The 17,510-nt window shown below is 41.6% G+C and carries 16 protein-coding genes; 13 read left to right on the top strand and 3 right to left on the bottom strand.

The window, feature by feature from the left end:
- Nucleotides 1–9: 9 nt before the first annotated feature.
- The 12 genes from HWQ44_RS13950 to HWQ44_RS13895 all read left to right on the top strand — a co-directional run bounded on the left by HWQ44_RS13950 (nt 10) and on the right by HWQ44_RS13895 (nt 12,798).
- Nucleotides 10–2,391 carry a phosphoketolase gene (locus HWQ44_RS13950; protein WP_292719444.1) on the top strand — a complete coding sequence of 794 codons (2,382 nt, stop codon included), beginning with the start codon at nt 10–12 and terminating at the stop codon, nt 2,389–2,391.
- Nucleotides 2,392–2,573: 182 nt separating this feature from the next.
- Nucleotides 2,574–2,717 (top strand): hypothetical protein, encoded by a 144-nt coding sequence (locus HWQ44_RS13945; RefSeq protein ID WP_292719524.1) that lies wholly within the window; start codon nt 2,574–2,576, stop codon nt 2,715–2,717.
- A gap of 198 nt (nt 2,718–2,915) precedes the next feature.
- The gene (locus tag HWQ44_RS13940; protein WP_292719442.1) at nt 2,916–3,218 is read left to right on the top strand and encodes a TerB family tellurite resistance protein; all 303 of its coding nucleotides are present in this window, start codon (nt 2,916–2,918) and stop codon (nt 3,216–3,218) included.
- Nucleotides 3,219–3,268: 50 nt separating this feature from the next.
- Nucleotides 3,269–4,597 carry a GTPase gene (locus tag HWQ44_RS33570; RefSeq protein WP_366931381.1) on the top strand — a complete coding sequence of 443 codons (1,329 nt, stop codon included), beginning with the start codon at nt 3,269–3,271 and terminating at the stop codon, nt 4,595–4,597.
- 117 nt (nt 4,598–4,714) lie between these two features.
- Complete coding sequence (locus tag HWQ44_RS13930) at nt 4,715–5,011, top strand: hypothetical protein (RefSeq protein ID WP_292719440.1); 297 nt, start codon at nt 4,715–4,717, stop codon at nt 5,009–5,011.
- A gap of 54 nt (nt 5,012–5,065) precedes the next feature.
- On the top strand, nt 5,066–5,368 hold the full coding sequence (locus HWQ44_RS13925; RefSeq protein ID WP_292719438.1) for a hypothetical protein: 303 nt from the start codon (nt 5,066–5,068) through the stop codon (nt 5,366–5,368).
- Between the two features lie 46 nt (nt 5,369–5,414).
- Nucleotides 5,415–6,923 (top strand): GTPase, encoded by a 1,509-nt coding sequence (locus tag HWQ44_RS13920; RefSeq protein ID WP_292719436.1) that lies wholly within the window; start codon nt 5,415–5,417, stop codon nt 6,921–6,923.
- A gap of 18 nt (nt 6,924–6,941) precedes the next feature.
- Nucleotides 6,942–7,202: a hypothetical protein gene (locus HWQ44_RS13915; RefSeq protein WP_292719434.1), complete on the top strand. Its 261-nt coding sequence runs from the start codon at nt 6,942–6,944 to the stop codon at nt 7,200–7,202.
- A gap of 365 nt (nt 7,203–7,567) precedes the next feature.
- Nucleotides 7,568–9,181: a DUF1565 domain-containing protein gene (locus HWQ44_RS13910; protein ID WP_292719432.1), complete on the top strand. Its 1,614-nt coding sequence runs from the start codon at nt 7,568–7,570 to the stop codon at nt 9,179–9,181.
- A gap of 409 nt (nt 9,182–9,590) precedes the next feature.
- Entirely contained in the window at nt 9,591–11,702 is a 2,112-nt protein-coding gene (locus HWQ44_RS13905; protein WP_292719430.1) for a TIGR00300 family protein, read from the top strand.
- A 173-nt stretch (nt 11,703–11,875) separates the two neighbouring features.
- Complete coding sequence (locus HWQ44_RS13900; RefSeq protein ID WP_292719428.1) at nt 11,876–12,394, top strand: DUF2085 domain-containing protein; 519 nt, start codon at nt 11,876–11,878, stop codon at nt 12,392–12,394.
- 245 nt (nt 12,395–12,639) lie between these two features.
- Nucleotides 12,640–12,798, top strand: coding sequence for a hypothetical protein (locus tag HWQ44_RS13895; protein ID WP_292719426.1), 159 nt, complete (start codon nt 12,640–12,642; stop codon nt 12,796–12,798).
- Nucleotides 12,799–12,993: 195 nt separating this feature from the next.
- Here HWQ44_RS13895 and HWQ44_RS13890 read toward each other — a convergent pair whose 3' ends face one another.
- From HWQ44_RS13890 to HWQ44_RS13880, 3 genes are all read right to left on the bottom strand, one after another.
- The gene (locus HWQ44_RS13890; RefSeq protein WP_292719424.1) at nt 12,994–14,229 is read right to left on the bottom strand and encodes a DUF445 domain-containing protein; all 1,236 of its coding nucleotides are present in this window, start codon (nt 14,227–14,229) and stop codon (nt 12,994–12,996) included.
- A gap of 178 nt (nt 14,230–14,407) precedes the next feature.
- The gene (gene ubiE / locus HWQ44_RS13885) at nt 14,408–15,100 is read right to left on the bottom strand and encodes a bifunctional demethylmenaquinone methyltransferase/2-methoxy-6-polyprenyl-1,4-benzoquinol methylase UbiE (RefSeq protein WP_292719422.1); all 693 of its coding nucleotides are present in this window, start codon (nt 15,098–15,100) and stop codon (nt 14,408–14,410) included.
- Between the two features lie 70 nt (nt 15,101–15,170).
- Nucleotides 15,171–16,127 carry a response regulator gene (locus HWQ44_RS13880; protein ID WP_292719421.1) on the bottom strand — a complete coding sequence of 319 codons (957 nt, stop codon included), beginning with the start codon at nt 16,125–16,127 and terminating at the stop codon, nt 15,171–15,173.
- Nucleotides 16,128–16,420: 293 nt separating this feature from the next.
- On the opposite strand from HWQ44_RS13880, the gene HWQ44_RS13875 reads away from it, so the two are divergent.
- Nucleotides 16,421–17,509, top strand: a complete 1,089-nt coding sequence (locus HWQ44_RS13875) for a RuBisCO accumulation factor 1 (protein ID WP_292719419.1) — start codon at nt 16,421–16,423, stop codon at nt 17,507–17,509.
- Nucleotide 17,510: the final 1 nt, after the last annotated feature.

Genomic DNA, 17,510 nt, shown 5'->3' with positions numbered 1-17,510 from the left:
AGTGTCGAAATGACATTAGCCAGTCCTCCACAAACAAAGCCTTTAACAGATGAAGAATTACATAAGATAAACGCCTACTGGCGTGCAGCTAACTATCTTTCCGTTGGGCAAATATATCTACTCGACAATCCGCTGCTCAGAGAACCGCTAAAGCTGGAACACGTAAAACCCAGACTTTTGGGGCACTGGGGAACAACGCCAGGACTGAATTTGATATATGTTCACCTGAATCGGGTCATTAAAAAATATGACCTCAATACAATCTACATTGCTGGGCCTGGTCATGGAGGCCCTGGACTGGTAGCCAACACCTACTTAGAAGGCACTTACACCAAGTATTATCACAACATCTCCCAGGATACTGAAGGAATCCAGAAACTCTTCAAACAGTTCTCTTTCCCTGGTGGTATTCCCAGCCACGTTGCACCGGAAACCCCTGGTTCGATCCACGAAGGGGGGGAATTAGGTTATGCCCTCGTCCACGCTTTCGGTGCTGCCTTTGATAACCCTGACTTGATCGTTGCTGCTGTTGTGGGTGACGGCGAAGCTGAAACAGGTGCTTTAGCGACTAGCTGGCATTCCAACAAGTTTCTTAACCCTGTGCATGATGGGGCTGTACTGCCGATCCTGCACCTGAATGGATATAAAATTGCTAATCCAACAGTACTAGCACGGATCAGCCATGAGGAATTAGAAAGTTTATTTGTAGGCTACGGCTACAAGCCATACTTTGTAGAAGGTGACGATCCCGCAGATGTCCACCAGCAGATGGCAGCGACTCTAGATATAGCGATCGCCGAAATTCAAAGTATCCAAAGGGAAGCCCGCGTACATGGTTTCACCGAACGTCCCCAGTGGCCGATGATTGTCATGAGAACCCCCAAAGGTTGGACAGGGCCCAAGGAAGTCGATGGCAAAAAAACTGAAGGTTATTGGCGATCGCACCAAGTTCCTTTTGGGAACATATCCAAACAGCCAGAACACCTGAAACTTCTAGAAGATTGGATGAAGAGTTACAAACCAGAAGAACTCTTCGACAGCAACGGTAAGCTGATTCCCGAACTAGCAGAACTAGCCCCCAAAAAGCATCGACGCATGGGTGACAATCCCCACGCTAACGGCGGTATCTTACTGTGCGACCTGAAGATGCCCAATTTTCAAGACTATGCTGTAGATGTTCTTGAACCAGGAAAGGCGATCGCGGAAGCTACCAAAGTGACCGGCAAATTCCTGCGGGATGTTATGCAACTTAACCAAGAAAGTCGCAATTTCCGCATCTTCGCCCCCGACGAATTAGCATCGAATCGTTTAGATCCTGTACTGGAAGTTACGGACAGAGTTTCGGTAGCTGAGATTTACCCCGAAGATGACCACCTTTCCCCCGATGGTCGGATAATGGAAGTTCTCAGCGAAACTTCTTGCCAAGGATGGTTGGAAGGCTACCTCCTCACCGGGCGTCACGGATTTTTCACTTGCTACGAAGCATTCATCCACATCATTGACTCCATGTTCAACCAACACGCCAAATGGTTAAAAACCACCAAACATATTCCCTGGCGTAGACCAATTGCTTCTCTCAATTACCTACTCACCTCTCACGTTTGGAGACAAGACCATAACGGCTTTTCGCACCAAGATCCTGGTTTTATCGACCATGTACTTAACAAAAAAGCCGAGATCGTTCGCGTGTATTTGCCCCCCGATGCCAACACTCTGTTGTCAGTAACTGACCATTGTCTCAAAAGCCGCAACTATGTCAACGTCATCATTGCTGGAAAACAGCCAGCATTGCAATATCTCAACATAGATGCAGCCATTAAGCACTGCACCAAAGGCATCGGCATTTGGGAATGGGCAAGTAACGATGAAGGTGGCGAACCAGATGTAGTCCTGGCTTGTGCTGGGGATATTCCCACCTTAGAAACCTTGGCGGCTGTAGACATCCTGCGTCAGCACTTCTCGGATTTAAAAGTGCGGGTAGTGAACGTAGTCGATTTGATGACACTACAGCCAAAAACCGAACATCCCCACGGTTTAAGTGAAAAAGATTTTGACACAATTTTCACCACCGATAAACCAATCCTTTTTGCCTTTCATGGCTATCCTTGGCTAATTCATCGCCTAACCTACCGCCACACTAATCATAAAAATCTCCATGTGCGTGGCTACAAGGAAGAGGGAACTACCACCACCCCCTTTGATATGGTTGTTCTCAACGATTTAGATCGCTTCCATTTAGTAATGGATGTAATCGATCGCGTACCCAAACTAGGATCTAAGGCAGCTTATGTCAAACAGCACATGCAAGATAAGCTGATCGAACACAAGCACTACATTGAGAAGTACGGCGACGATGTGCCGGAAATTCGCGATTGGAAGTGGCCTTATTAAAAGCAGATGAGGGGAAAGAAGCAGAGGGGAAACTCTTCTCCCTGCTTCTCCCTTTTTTATAACTTACGCAGAAGAGATTCTCTAACTCATTTAAAAAGTGGGTCTTATTGAGAATAAGATAATATTTAGGCGAAACTAGAGATGGTGACAAAAAAAGTCAAACCACGCTCGGATAATTAAAAATGAAATCAGCACACGAAAGAGAACAGTTAATTAAAGATATTAACGTACTGCTAACTCAAGCTTATGACAGTACTTTAGATGAAATTCACGCACTCTTGAAAAGAATCGATGATGTCGAATTAAAAGTTAGCTATTTAAGATAAAATATGCTCTTGTCTTATTGAATAATTTATTTTTTAGAAGTAGCTTGTGTAAGTATTCAAAAATAATCTCGGTCTATTTTCTGAGGTTTTAAGTAAGCGTTATTTCTTATCCTTAGTCTAGAATTCGCACTTAGGGTAATAATGTCGCAGCTAACCTCTGAGCAAATAAACTACCAATTTTTACTGCTTACACATATCATGTGTGCTGATGAACAGATTCACAGCGAAGAAGCAAAGGCGCTACGAAAGTTAGCACAGAAAACGAATTTGGGAACATACACCATCGAAGAGATGGAGAAAATATTGAGTCAAAATGAAAACTTTGTATCTGTTGAGAATGTAGCACGTAAAATCCAACAGGGTGAGCAAAGTGAGGCAATGCGACAGATGATAGCTATTGCCTATATTGATGGTTATTTTTCACCATTAGAACGGGAGATGGTAAAGCATATTGCAAAAATTTGGAACTGGTCTAATTCAAAAATTGAAACATTGCTTTAAGAAACCGAAAATTTTAACACAGTTAAATTCGCTAGTCACAATAAAGATAAATCAGAATCTCTGTTGGTGCGCGTCTTTTAAAGGGAATAGATTCAGTTTTATCTCGTGCATTAGTAGATTTAGCAAAAGTTGCCCCTGAAAATATTGGGCATAAAATTGATAAACTACGGAAAGAAATATTACTAGCGGGGCCTGGATATGACGATGCAATCCAGCGATGTACAGTCATAGCAAACGAAGATTACAAGTATGCAGAAAATTCTCTCCAAAGTGCTTGTTCTACTCTTGCAGATTTAGCTAAAAATCTTGAAATATATACTAAGCAAATACAGCAAAAAACAAGTAGTAAAGGACAAGCAAATACGGCGAAAGAAGTAGCGAAACAGCTTGATAGTACCAGAAAATATCTGACGTTTGAGGCTTTAGAAGAGCTTGACAGGGTAAGTGAATCACTGCGTGCAAAACAACGTGCTTTAAAGCATTTTAGTATAGCTTTCATAGGTAAAACTAAAGCAGGAAAAAGCACTCTCCACGCGATTATTACAGGTGATGGCTGGGATGCTATTGGTGTAGGTAAACAGCGTACCACTCGTTTTAATCGGGTTTATGAGTGGAAAAATATTCGGATTATCGATACTCCTGGGATTGGTGCGCCTGGTGGTAAAAGTGATGAAGAAATTGCTGAGAGTATTATCGAAGAATCTGATATTATTTGTTATGTAGTCACAAATGACAGCATTCAAGAAACCGAATTTAAATTTTTACAACTTTTAAAAGAAAAAGCTAAACCCCTGATTGTATTACTTAATGTTAAAAATAATCTCCGGGATTCTAGAAGATTAGAACATTTTTTAAAAGACTCAGATAAATTATTTGTAATGAATAGTACAAACGGTTTAGGTGGACATATTGAACTAATCCGGCGCTACGCCAAACAGCATTATGCTAACGACTACTTTGATGTTATTCCTGTGATGCTTTTGGCTGCACAAATGTCACGGGAAGCTGAACATCAAGAACATAAAGATGAACTATTTAAAGCAAGCCGCATACAGGATTTTCTTGATGCTATTCGGGTGTCTTTAGTTGATTATGGAGTAATTAGACGTTCTCAAACCTTACTTGGTTCTACAGTTGGTGCAATTGAAGAACCTAACAAATGGGTGACTAAGGAATTAGAAGCTTATCAAAACTTGACTAACCACTTGAAAAATATGCATGATAAATTTCGAGAGGGAATCAAAAAAGAATCTAGAAATAGTCAAAAATATTTACAACAGCAAATTAAGGCAGTTTTTAAAGACGCATTCGATGCAATTCAAGATTTTGCAGAAGAAAATTGGGATACTGATGAAAATAATTTGAAATCTAGGTGGTAAAATAGGCTAAAAATATTAAATTTTCAAGATAGATTAAATAATGTTTTTGAAAAAAGTGGAAAAAATTTCAATGATGAAGTTGAACACTTACTAAAATAAATTGGTAATGAATTACAATTGATCGCTAAGTTAGGAGAAAGAAATTTCAATTTTAATAAGCAAAGTAATATTAGTTTTAAAGATATGTTGCGTATTGGCTCTACTGTAATAGCCGTTACAACAAGTATTACAATGCTTTTCGCAGTACCTCCACTTGGGATTATTATGGCAATTGGTACTGTTATTAGTACATTTACTAATTTTTTTAAATCTCAAAAAGAGAAGCAACTTGAAGCAGTAAAAAAGATTAGCCAATCTTTGAACAATCAATTAGAAGAGTATCAGCGACAAACTCTAGCAAAAGCCAAAGAATAATTTAGTAAGCATTGTGATGCTATAAACCTTAATATTAATAATTACTTTGATGAATTGATTCAGGGTATAGAAAAAATAAATAAGCAACTTGTAAAAGCTGAAAGTCAATTATATAGCTCTGCTAATGATCTTAATCATGTTTATGCCAAGCGCATTATCGATTGGTGTTTTGATAAATACGAACCATTAACAGATGAAGGGATTATCAAAACTATTGATAAAGTAGAACGAGATTTTGGACGAAGCATAACAATTCAAACTAAATCTGAATTGAAGCTTAGAAAATACCAGGAAACAATTAACAGAGTTTTACAAGAAGATGTTTTTATCATTCCACCAGAAAAATCTATTAAGTAAATGTTAATAAAAAGCTAAATATAAAAATAATTAGAGGAAATAAAAAATGAATCAGCAACAAATATTTAAAGCTGCTGAAATTGCTACCAAATTCAAAAATATCTGTATCAAGTTTGATAAAATTTTAGCTCAAGCCAATCATCCTGAATTTGTAGCTATTCGTCATAAGCTACGTGATGAAGTCAAAGAATATAGTAAAAATGGGATTCTGACAGTAGCTTTTGTTGGTCAATATAACGCGGGTAAATCTACAACTATCTCTGCACTTACAGGACGACGAGATATTAAAATCGATTCTGATATTGCAACTGATGTAACTGCTACCTATGATTGGAATAGTATCAAAGTAATAGATACGCCAGGACTATTTACAGACCGTCAAGACCATGATGAAATTACCTATGAGGCAATTAATAAAGCTGATTTATTAGTTTTCAACCTTACTTATATGCTTTTTGATTCAATCACAATAGAAAATTTCCAGAAGCTAGCTTATGATAAGGGTTATCGCTGGAAAATGATGCTGCTCATCAATAAAATGTCTGATGAAGCAGGAGAGGAAGCGCAAAAAATTGCTAATTATCGCAAAAGTTTAGCAGATGCACTTAAGTCCGACAGTACAGATGCCCTTAAGCCCCTTAAGCCCTACAGTCTTGATGAATTTCCAGTCTGCTTTATCGATGCAAAAGATTATTGTGACGGTATAGATCAAGATGATGATTTTCTCATTGAAATCAGTCGGTTTCAAACTTTTATTGATGCCTTAAATAATTTTGTCGAACGCCGCGCTGCACTTACTCGTTTTGATACACCAGTACGAATTGTTTTAGCTTCTGTAGATGAAGCCCAATTAAGCTTTACGCGCAATTCTGATCAAGATGCCACTTTTTTAGAAGTACTGACACGATTATCTCGAACAGTGCGTAAGGAAAGAGAACGCTTGCGAACAAAATTTAATGGTATAGGCTTAGAAATGTCCTCTGCGATCGCTAAAGAGGGAATTAAGCTAGCAAATTCTGTAGGAACTACGACTGAGGAAGATTTTGAAACACTGAACAAGCAAATTGCTCTAAATGTGCAAAACCATTATGAGACTGCTATAGAAGAACTTAAAACAGTTGTAGACAAGGCAGTTGAAGAGATTAGCCAAGAAGTTAAAAAAGTTTTACAAAGCAACCTTGCAAAAACATTTATCACTTGCTTAGAAAATACTCAAAAAGTATCTGCTAAGAATATTGATAATAATATAAGTGGTGAACGGCTGCAAAGTCAAGTTGAGGCGCTACAAAAAATTGGCGATGTGTTAGGAGTCCCTTGGGATAAATTTACTGCTGGTAGAGTTGCTGCTAGTGGTCAAGGTTTTGTAAATGCCACGAATGTAGCAGGTAGCAATCTCCATCATGTAGTTTATGGTGTAGGAAAATTTATTGGTGTGGATTTCAAACCTTGGCAAGCTGTTGGTATTGCTAAGGATCTTGCTAATTTTACTATCGTTCTCGGGCCAATACTGTCAGTGGTTGGTGCTGGTTTAGATGCTCATTCCATGCAACAATAAGCAGAAAGACAAGATAAAATGGCTGAAGAACGTCAAAATATTACAAGCCAGTTTATTGCTATTGCGAAAAATATTGAAAATCAAATAGAAAATCTCCTTGCAGAAGTAGAATTAGAAGTTTACGGCGATATTGATAAGCAAATTGCAGCCGCACGTCAACAAGAAGAAGGTGCGATCGCGGCTTCTAACACTTGGGTAAAACAACTTACTGGAATTCGTCAAGATTTTGAGTCAATCCTGCTATCTATTACCAAAGCTACAGAAAATACAGTGATTTGAAAAAGCAAGCAAAACACCTAAGTAAGTCGGCAAAAATAAATCAAATTATGTGTTTTGCAATGTAAAATTATTGTAATTGAGTTCCTAGTAAGCGTCTCTAGCCCTTTTTTGTTCGCATAGCGTCTAGTAGAGACGCTATGCGAACACTCTAAAACTTTATTATTTACGCCGTTCTACTGACCTTAGATACTCAAACTTCTAACTCCCCACCCTTTTGAATTAGTCAAGTACTAATGAAACCCAAAAGCATCTGCATAATTTTTTAACTTTGCAGTGAGAAGTACTTTAAGTTACTTAATGCATCAAACGCTACTTAGCTTCATGGTTAGCGCTAGGATAGCTATGTATTTTATTAAAGTATAAATATGGCTCAAACTTTTTACGTAAATTCAGTAGCAGGCAGCGATGCCAACTCAGGTAGCCAACAAGCCCCCTTCAAAACTATTACTCAAGCCCTCAAGGTAGCTACTGTTGATACCAAGATTCAACTAGCAGATGGTAATTACAATGCTGCTAGCGGTGAAGTCTTTCCGTTAACGATTCCATCTGGCGTAATAGTGGTGGGTAATGAAACCAATAAAGGCAATGGTATTTTGATTGAAGGGAGTGGTAGTTATCTGAGCCGTACTTTTGCTGGTCAGAATGTCACTTTTGTGTTGCTGGATAAAGCGGAACTGCGAGGAGTGACTGTAACAAATTTGGCTAGCCGTGGTAGTGGTGTCTGGATTGAATCAACTGCCCCTACTGTTGCTAATAGCACCTTCACTAACAATAAGCGGGAGGGAGTATTTGCTACAGGCGATGCTAACCCAGTGATTCTAGGTAATGTGTTCAGTGAGAATGCAGCTAATGGAATTGCGATCGCTAAAAATTCTAAAGGTCAAATTGAAAATAACACCTACTTCAAAACAGGTTTTGGCATTGCGATTAGTGATACTGCATCACCCATCCTTCGAGATAACAGAATTTCTGAAAACCGTTCTGGGATTGTCATCTCTGGTAGTGCCCGTCCCGTATTACGTAATAATGTCAGTGAAAATAACACTGATGATGGGATCACAGTGATCGGAACTGCTCTACCAGATATCGGCAGTAACAATAATCCAGGTGGCAATACTCTACGCAATAACGGTAAATTTGATTTGCAAAATGCCAGTTCCAACAAACTGGTTTCTCTAGGAAATAAAATAGATGCGTCTAAAGTCACCGGAAACGTAGAGTTTGCAGATAGTCCAACGCCCACGCCAACTCCAACGCCCACACCAACTCCAACTCCAACTCCAACGCCCACACCAACGCCAACGCCCACACCAACTCCAACTCCAACTCCAACGCCAACTCCAACGCCAACTCCAACTCCAACGCCAACTCCAACGCCAACTCCAACTCCAACTCCAACTGTCGAATTAACCGATATCAGTAATCATTGGGCAGGTGGGTTTATTCGGGAATTAGTCAAATTGGGGATAGTTAATGGTTTTCCCGATCGCACATTTAAACCCGATGCGACAATGACACGGGCGCAATTCGCGGCATTACTGGTAAAAGCTTTCAACCCATCGCCAAACCGCCCGACGATCAAATTCAAAGATGTACCAGCAGACTTTTGGGCATCTAAGGTAATTCAGCAGGCATATCAAGGTTTATTTCTCTCTGGTTTTCCCGACAATACCTTTAGCCCCAACAAAAATATCCAGCGTGTACAAGTGATTGTCTCTCTGGTAAATGGATTGGGGTTATCTAGCGATGGTACAGCAACGATCAAAATTTTCGATGACCAAGCAAAGATTCCTGAATATGCCAAAGATGAGGTGCGAAAAGCTATAGACAAGGAAATTATCGTCAATTACCCGAACCTGAAACAACTCAATCCTACCCGCGATGCTACACGCGGTGAGGTAGCGGCGATAGTGTATCAAACTTTGGTAGATGCTGGTCGTGTAGCAGCAATCAACTCGTCTTATATAGTGACTGCTTGACATTAGAGACTGGGGATTGGGGACTGGGAAGAATAGAAGGGGACAAGAGGGAGACAAGTTTTTCCCATCCCTTGTCTTATAAAGGATAAGGAAAAAGAAGAGAGCGATCGCCACCAAATATTTGCTGCTTATAATGGTGTTTTTTTGCCCCACTTTTTTAAAAGCTTTGCCCAATAACGCCAGTTGCCTCAACTTTAGGAACCAGAGTTGAAGCAACTAGCGTTATTGGCATTTTGCCACCTTCTGTACTTATTACCATCTTCCAGTAATAGAATTAATAACGAAGCCTTTGTAAAGCCTTCAACTAACAAAAGATAGAAGCTCTAGTTGCAGATTTTACTAAATGTAGAAAAACGAAAATCTGTATTCAAAGTAAGCTTGTAGCATATAAAACGCTTGTAAGATTTTTATGACTTCCCGGATTCGCTTTTTAATGTGTGCTCCTGACCACTACGACGTGGACTATGTGATTAATCCTTGGATGGAAGGGAATATTCACAAATCATCGCGCGATCGCGCCGTGGAACAGTGGCAGGAACTACACCAGATTCTTAAACAACACGCCATTGTAGACTTAGTACCACCTGAAAAAGGTTGGCCTGATTTGGTTTTTACTGCCAACGCTGGCTTAGTACTGGGGGATAACGTCGTCCTCAGTCGCTTTTTGCACAAAGAACGTCAGGGAGAGGAACCTTTCTTCAAACAATGGTTTGAGGCAAATGGTTATACAGTCAATGAACTTCCCAAAGATTTGCCCTTTGAGGGAGCAGGAGACGCACTGCTGGATCGAGAAGGACGCTGGTTATGGGCGGGATACGGTTTCCGCTCGGAATTAGATTCTCACCCTTATTTAGCTAAGTGGCTGGATATTGAGGTGCTATCCCTGCGACTCATAGATGAACGTTTCTATCACCTGGATACCTGCTTTTGTCCCCTAGCAAATGGCTATTTACTGTACTATCCCGGCGCTTTTGATTCTTACTCCAACCGCTTAATCGAAATGCGAGTCGCACCAGAAAAGCGGATCGCAATTGCCGAAGCCGATGCAGTCAACTTCGCTTGTAATGCGGTGAATGTGGATAGTATCGTCATCATGAACAAGACGAGTGATGCTTTGAAAACCCGTCTTGGGGATGCAGGTTTCCAAGTTTTAGAAACGCCACTTACCGAATTTCTCAAAGCTGGTGGTGCGGCTAAATGCTTGACTCTGCGCGTAACAGAACCAGTTAGAGACGAAATTCATGCCAATGTCTCGGTAGAAAGCCGCGTCATTCGGATGGAAGGACACTTGCTGGACGCTGGTTTAATTAACCGCGCTTTGGATTTGATTATAGATGCCGGGGGAAGTTTCAAAGTCCTGAATTTCAATTTGGGAGAACAACGGCAAAGTACCTCAGCCGCCGAGGTGAGGGTATCAGCACCATCCCACGAAGTGATGGAAGAAATCATCTCCCGATTGATTGATTTGGGTGCTGTAGATTTACCGCATGATGAGCGAGATGCCAAACTGGAGCCGGTCATCCAAGATGGTGTAGCCCCAGATGATTTCTACGTCAGTACGATTTATCCCACCGAAGTGCGAATTAATGGTCAGTGGGTGAAAGTAGAAAATCAACGGATGGATGGCGCGATCGCTATTACTCAAACTCCCAATGGCTTAGTTGCTCGGTGTAAAATACTGCGCGATTTAAAAGTTGGTGAACAGGTAATTGTAGACGTGTTAGGTATCCGCACCATCCGCAAAACTGAATCGCGGGAACTCCGCAGCACTCAAGAATTTAGCTTTATGTCGGCGGGCGTTTCCAGCGAACGGCGCGTGGAATTGGTCGTTGAACAAGTAGCTTGGGAATTGCGGAAAATCCGCGATGCTGGTGGTAAAGTAGTTGTCACGGCTGGCCCGGTGGTGATTCACACTGGTGGCGGTGAACACCTGGCGCAATTGGTTCGAGAAGGATATGTACAGGCGTTGCTCGGTGGGAATGCGATCGCAGTTCACGACATCGAGCAAAATATCATGGGCACTTCCTTGGGTGTAGACATGAAGCGGGGTGTGGCCGTACACGGTGGACACCGCCATCACCTGAAGGTAATTAATAGTATCCGCCGTTATGGCAGCATTCCCAAAGCTGTGGAGGCGGGGGCAATTAAAAGTGGCGTGATGTATGAGTGTGTCCACAATAATGTGCCTTTTATACTTGCGGGTTCCATTCGGGATGACGGGCCTTTACCTGATACCCAAATGGATTTGATTAAAGCACAGGAGGAATATGCCAAACACCTAGAAGGTGCAGAGATGATTTTGATGCTGTCATCAATGCTGCACTCAATTGGCGTGGGGAATATGACTCCGGCTGGTGTGAAAATGGTGTGTGTAGATATTAATCCAGCTGTGGTGACTAAGTTAAGCGATCGCGGTTCTGTAGAATCGGTGGGTGTGGTGACGGATGTAGGATTATTCCTCAGTCTGTTGATTCAGCAGTTGGATAAGTTGACAAGTCCTTATGTAAATAAGGTAGGTTAACTCACATCTTGCATCTAGCCCTAGCGATTAGAAATTGCGGCTATACAAACAAAGATAAAATCGAAATTTTCAACCCGCCTAGGCGGGTAAAGCCTTGTCTAGCAGTGACTTCTAGTCGCCTGATGCAAAATATAAGTTAAGAGACGAACCACAGAGGACGCAGACAAAGAGAGATGACAAGAGTAGCTTTCAGTGAAGAGTTGCAGATTAATTGGGTCAGTTTTATAGCTGATTTCTTGTTGGTAGGGATGGTATTCGGCCCGCTTATCGCTCCCTTTTTGGCTGCGTCTGGAGTGTCTTTGCTTCCTGGGATTGCGGACATCATTTATTTCATGGGTAATCATGTCTGTCCGCAACCAAATATGGGGTTAGATTTAGCACCACCGTTTCTTATGGCTGTGTGTATGCGCTGCTACGGCACTGTCACGGGTTTGCTGATTACTCGGCTGTTGTATGGCGTAACTGGTGGTAAGGGATTTTACTGGTTAAGTCAGTATGGCTGGAGTGGTGTAGCGTTAGCAAGTGTGCTGATGATGGCTTATCCTTTAGAATTGGCAGCGCAGATTTTCGGTTTGTGGAGTTTTAATAATTATGTGGTTACGCCTTTTGGGTTAATTACGGGTTTAGCGTGGGGATTGTTTACTATGCCGATTTTGCACGGGTGGCATGATACTAAAACTAGCTTTACCTAATTGTAAATTTGCTCGCACAACTTATAGAGTGGATTAATTTTGTAAGTCGAAACAATCGCATTGTAATACCAATTTGAAAAAAGAATGCGATAAATAGACCATTTGTAGAGACGCTATTCATCGCGTCTTTACCCAAGGATTCAGAACAACCACAATATTTACCTGTCCAAGCGCTAGCTATGTTGAAATATCAAGATGCAAATGTCCCGATGCATCAACAATTGTCGTAAGTTGAAAAACTTCCATTGTTATCCCAGCTATTGAACTCTGGTTTCGAGGTAGTTCGACTATGGGAACAGCCGACAGAAGTATTTTTGTGCTTGGAGGAAGTGGCAAAATTAACTGGGTTATCCATTGAAGATGTACAATTGCTGGAAACACAGATAGAAGATGAGTCAACCTAATTCGTAATTCTTAATTATTACGCTGCGGATGCCGGGTGGCTCTGAATAAAAATTAGAGCGATGTCTACGACGGGCTACGCCTACGCTTCTGACTCTCACTTCTTCTCAAAAGGCGATCGCTTAATTCCACTCATTTCTGAATCTAGGTAACTTGCAATTATAATTTGATAAAGATCTCCAGTCAAAAATCAAAAATTAATATTGACTTAATATTAAAAACACTGTCTGCAATAAACCTATAACAAAACCCAAAACACCACCTAAAGTAACAATCGCCTGCAATTCATTTTTGACAATTCCCTCAATTGCAGCTTCTAAATCAGCTGGAGAGGTTGATTTCACCCGGTCAACTATCACTTCATCTATCGACAAAATCGGAATCGCCTGCGATACAATTGCTTCTAAATCTTTTTCCAAATACTTCTCTAAAATTAGAGCTAACTCTTGACTCATTACTTCTAAAGAAGTACTTACAACAGGTGAAGTACTAAGACGATTCAGTAGGACTACAGCAATATTTTCCCAATCAACAGAATCAGTTAATCCTTGTAAAAAATCGCTACCACTGTTTTGCAGGTAATGGCGGACACTTTCGCGGGTGGTCTTTCGTAGTTGGCGCACCGTCCCCATTGGCAAGTTTTGTAATGATGAATTTTGCAGTAATTTGCGAATGCGATCGCGCATTTGCAAATCTTGAGTCAATTCCTGCAAGCGAGTATTGGTAGCCTCTTTTTCATCCAAGCAAAAAGTCCGTAGCCGTGTAAGAGTATTACGTAAACCAAATAAATTTGCTACTACCCAATAAGTCCCACTGGTTTTTTCGCGAAAGCCTTCATCGATAATTTGAATCGTGCGATCGGTCAAAAAATCAACTATGGCTTGGCGCAGCAGATCCGGCGGTAAAACTACTTGCAATAACCAATCAGCAAGCCGCGTAGCTTGTTCTTCACTCAGTTGAAATTCCAGCAATATCTGGTCAAAAATTTGATTGATCTGCGCTTCCAAAAAGTCTTCCCGTCGCGCCAGAACCTTAAGTAACCGTGGTAAGGATTCCCCTAGCAAATCCCGCAAAATTCCCGCTACAATTTTGGCACTTTTCTGGTTTTTATCTGTTTTGATTTGTTCAATCGCCAGCCGCAACAACCAGAGAATTGCTGCTTGCACGCGTTCTGTTTGCAACAGACGCCGTGCCAGATTTTGCAATTCTTCTGGCGTCAGTAGTGACCCCATGATTGTATTGGAAATGTTTTTAGCTAGACGTTCCTGGTTGCGGGGAATCAATCCAGGGGTGAAGGGTACTCTTCGTCCAGCAATATAAATTGCTCGGTAAGGACGGAACAACATTTTGATGGCTATATCATTTGTGAAATAACCAATAATTCCACCCAGTACCGGGGGAGACACATAAAGCCAAAGATGAGACCAGTCCACAGGATTTTGGATTTTGGATTTTGGATTCTGGATTTTAGATTATAAATTAGGGATTGAGTATTGGTAATTGGTATTTGGCGGTTATTAATTGTTAGTTGCTTTTTTACTAACCACTAAGGATTCTCCATTACCCATTACCTATTCCGCAGTCCCCAATCCAAAATTGCAAATCTAAAAGCTAAAATTTGCTGACTACCAGCACTCCCATCATACCGTTCGCAATGGGGTAGTGTGTGGCAACAGCAAAACCAACTTGACGGGCTAACTCTATTTGTTCTTTGCCAATGGGAAAGCGGTCTAAGCTGGGACTGATGTAAGCATATTCTTCTTTTAAGCCTAAATAATTGGCAACTGGCACCACGAAACCGTCCAGATACCACTGCTGAAAGGTACGGAGGTGAAAATTACTTGGTCGATGAAAGTCTAAAATTGCGGCTTGAGCACCCGGCTGCAAAACACGGTATAGCTCTTGGAGACTGCGGGGAATATCTTTAACATTTCTTAAACCATAGCCCATTGTTGCGGCATCAAATTGGTTGTCGTCAAAGGGTAAATTGAGCACATCAGCTTCTACCCAGGTGATAGCAGGTTGGGGGTACTGCCTTTGGGAGCGTAATGAAGCAGTTTCTAGCAGGTTTGGGGAAAAATCCACTCCGTATACCTTACCTGTTGCTCCCACGCGCCGTGCCAAACGGAAGGCTAAATCACCACTACCGCAACATAAATCTAATGCAGTATCTCCTGGTTTAGCTGCACTCCATTTTACTGCCATTTCCTTCCAGATTCGATGCTGTCCCAGACTCAACCAATCGTTCAACTGGTCATAAACTGGAGCAATACGGTTAAAAATGGACTGAATTTCGTTAGTCATTGGTCAATAAGTCATTAGTCATTCGTCATTTGCCAAGAATAAAGGATAAAGGACAAATGACAAAGGACAATTACACAATGGTTTGATGGCAGCGACTACTAGTCAGAGCGATCGCCACTAGTTGTGCTGATAAATTAATTAGCATTAATTCATCTTCTCGCAAAGTGCAGGGTTGTTTCCACTGTAGGGACAATACGCCCAAAAGTTGATGCCGATAGCTAATTGGGATCACTAAATGTGCTTGTACACCCGTATCTTGGTAGTAGATAGCACCAGCTAATTTAGTGTCTTTTAGTACATTTAAAGATACTTGCATTTGCCCAGTGGCAATCGCTTCCCTTGTTAGTGGGTCTTGAGATAACCAATTCTCTATTGTACCTGTATCACTGTAAGTTCCTTGAGTCGCAACCAGAGTATTTCCATCTGTAAGTTGCAGGATACAGCCTTCTGCCCCAAAAGTCTCACTTACAGCCCTAGCAATGGGAGCGAGAGTTTCTTCTAAGCTAGAAGCTGCTTGAGTTACCTGTACCAAAACACTCAGCAGCGCCATTTGAGCATGAGCGCGGCGTAATTCTTCTGTCCGTTGCTTGAGCAAGTCGTAGGTTTCTGCTGCTCTTTGCACTACTGCCTTCAGTTCCCCTGGGTCCCAAGGCTTGGTGATATATTTGTATACTTGCCCAGCATTAATCGCCTCTACCAAGTCTTCAATATCAGTAAATCCGGTGAGAATTATTCTTACCGTATCGGGAAACTGAGGTACAGTCTTGCTGAGAAACTCAGTTCCTTTCATTTCTGGCATCCGTTGATCGGAGATAATCACCGCTACCTCCCCTTCTGCGGCCAAAACTTGTAAAGCGTTCACCCCACTATCAGCTTTGAGAACATTAAAGTCGCGTCGAAAGGTGCGATAAAGCAGATCGAGATTATCTGGCTCATCATCAACTACCAGGATTTTCAGCTTTTTTGGTCGTTCGAGAGTCATTACTTGATATTGGACTTTATCAATTTCGACACTGGGATTATCCATAAGATATTTCCTTTAAATATTCACTCTCTTGTTATATTCCATACCAAGTTTAGTTGAGAATAGCTGAAAATCGCCAAGGGTTTATACGGAGTTATTTTGCATATTTTAGAACGCTAAGAGTGAGCGCTACAGAGCAAGTTTGCTGTGTAATTCTTTCCTACAGCAAGAATTGCCTTCTCTTATAAGTTTCCACAGATGAACTCAAAGCGTAGGTCTGGGTAGTTCATAGATTAGAATAAGACTTGCTCATGAGGTGTTAATTAACCTCTCAAGTTGAAGCTCGCACTCCGATTATGACTGATCTACCACCCAACGCTCAGAATCCCGAAGAAAATGCTACCAACGATGTAGCACAAGAGTTACTGCGAAGGCTGAGGCAAAAACAAGGCAACTGGGTGGAATGGGGAACAGCGATCGCCTCGTTGCTAAAAGCCGGTTACAATCCCCAAGAAATTTTTGAGGCGACTGGATTTGAGCCAATTCAACAAAATCAGGTGGTTGTTGGTTCTCAAGTTTACAATTCTTTGGAAAACTCTGGAGTATCGGAAGAAACGCGATCGCATTACGCCATCCGTGGCAGCGATGTTTTATACGAACTGCGTTTGCTCACCCAAGAAGAACGCGCCGCCGCCGCCCAACTGATCTTCTTGCACAAAATCGATGCCGATGAAGTGAAGGAAGTAGCAAAAGCAATTAAAGAGTTCTCTTATTACCGCACTTTGCCAGAAGGGTTTTCTGCTCATCCTGGGGATGCTGTTGCTCACCAAGTTTGGAAACTGGCACGCCAAAATACAGACTTACAACAGCGATCGCGCCTCATAGCCAAGGGTTTGCGTTTTGCTCACACGCCAGCAGCCAGGAAACAAATCGAACAGCTACTAACTGATTTTACTACCGTTCCTCAGCGTCCAGCGCCAATTTTACCCTTTTATCGCCTGGAATTTGAAGAACAATTACCTCGTATTTTGCCCGTAGTCGGCGAGTTGCCATTGTCACGGCAAGACTTGCAAGCTGTGCCGATTTTGACAGAAATTGAACCATTTCGCCTGGTCAAGTTTTCTGGAGAGCAAGCTTGGGTGCCATTACCGGGTTGGCAAGTGCTGTTGGCGGCAGAAGATCCAGTAGTGATTTTAGCGAATAGCGATCGCTTCCCCATCCAAACCCAAAGCCAAATAGGGCCCGTTGTAGTTGTGGTAGATCGTGCCAAACGAGAATGGGATGTCTCCAGCTATTTTGTCGTTGAAAATGGTGGTGAATTAGAGTTTCAATGGTTTGAAACTGAGCCAGAAATTCCTCTACTAGGACAAATTATCATCATCGTTCGTCCTAAGAAAATTTTGGATGAAGAATTAACTAAGGATTCCTGGCAGATTGATGAATAAT

This window comes from Nostoc sp. JL34 (assembly GCF_017114945.1).
Classification (GTDB): Bacteria; Cyanobacteriota; Cyanobacteriia; order Cyanobacteriales; family Nostocaceae; genus Nostoc.
Note: the sequence above shows the minus strand (reverse complement) of the source record. Positions and strands in the feature narration are given on the sequence as shown.

Coding starts and splice junctions, on each gene's coding strand:
- HWQ44_RS13950 (WP_292719444.1), top strand. CDS start 10: ATGACATTAGCCAGTCCTCCACAAACAAAGCCTTTAACAGATGAAGAA.
- ubiE (WP_292719422.1), bottom strand. CDS start 15,100: ATGACTAACGAAATTCAGTCCATTTTTAACCGTATTGCTCCAGTTTAT.
- HWQ44_RS13940 (WP_292719442.1), top strand. CDS start 2,916: ATGTGTGCTGATGAACAGATTCACAGCGAAGAAGCAAAGGCGCTACGA.
- HWQ44_RS13875 (WP_292719419.1), top strand. CDS start 16,421: ATGACTGATCTACCACCCAACGCTCAGAATCCCGAAGAAAATGCTACC.
- HWQ44_RS13910 (WP_292719432.1), top strand. CDS start 7,568: ATGGCTCAAACTTTTTACGTAAATTCAGTAGCAGGCAGCGATGCCAAC.
- HWQ44_RS13920 (WP_292719436.1), top strand. CDS start 5,415: ATGAATCAGCAACAAATATTTAAAGCTGCTGAAATTGCTACCAAATTC.
- HWQ44_RS13900 (WP_292719428.1), top strand. CDS start 11,876: ATGACAAGAGTAGCTTTCAGTGAAGAGTTGCAGATTAATTGGGTCAGT.
- HWQ44_RS13915 (WP_292719434.1), top strand. CDS start 6,942: ATGGCTGAAGAACGTCAAAATATTACAAGCCAGTTTATTGCTATTGCG.
- HWQ44_RS13905 (WP_292719430.1), top strand. CDS start 9,591: ATGACTTCCCGGATTCGCTTTTTAATGTGTGCTCCTGACCACTACGAC.
- HWQ44_RS13945 (WP_292719524.1), top strand. CDS start 2,574: ATGAAATCAGCACACGAAAGAGAACAGTTAATTAAAGATATTAACGTA.
- HWQ44_RS13880 (WP_292719421.1), bottom strand. CDS start 16,127: ATGGATAATCCCAGTGTCGAAATTGATAAAGTCCAATATCAAGTAATG.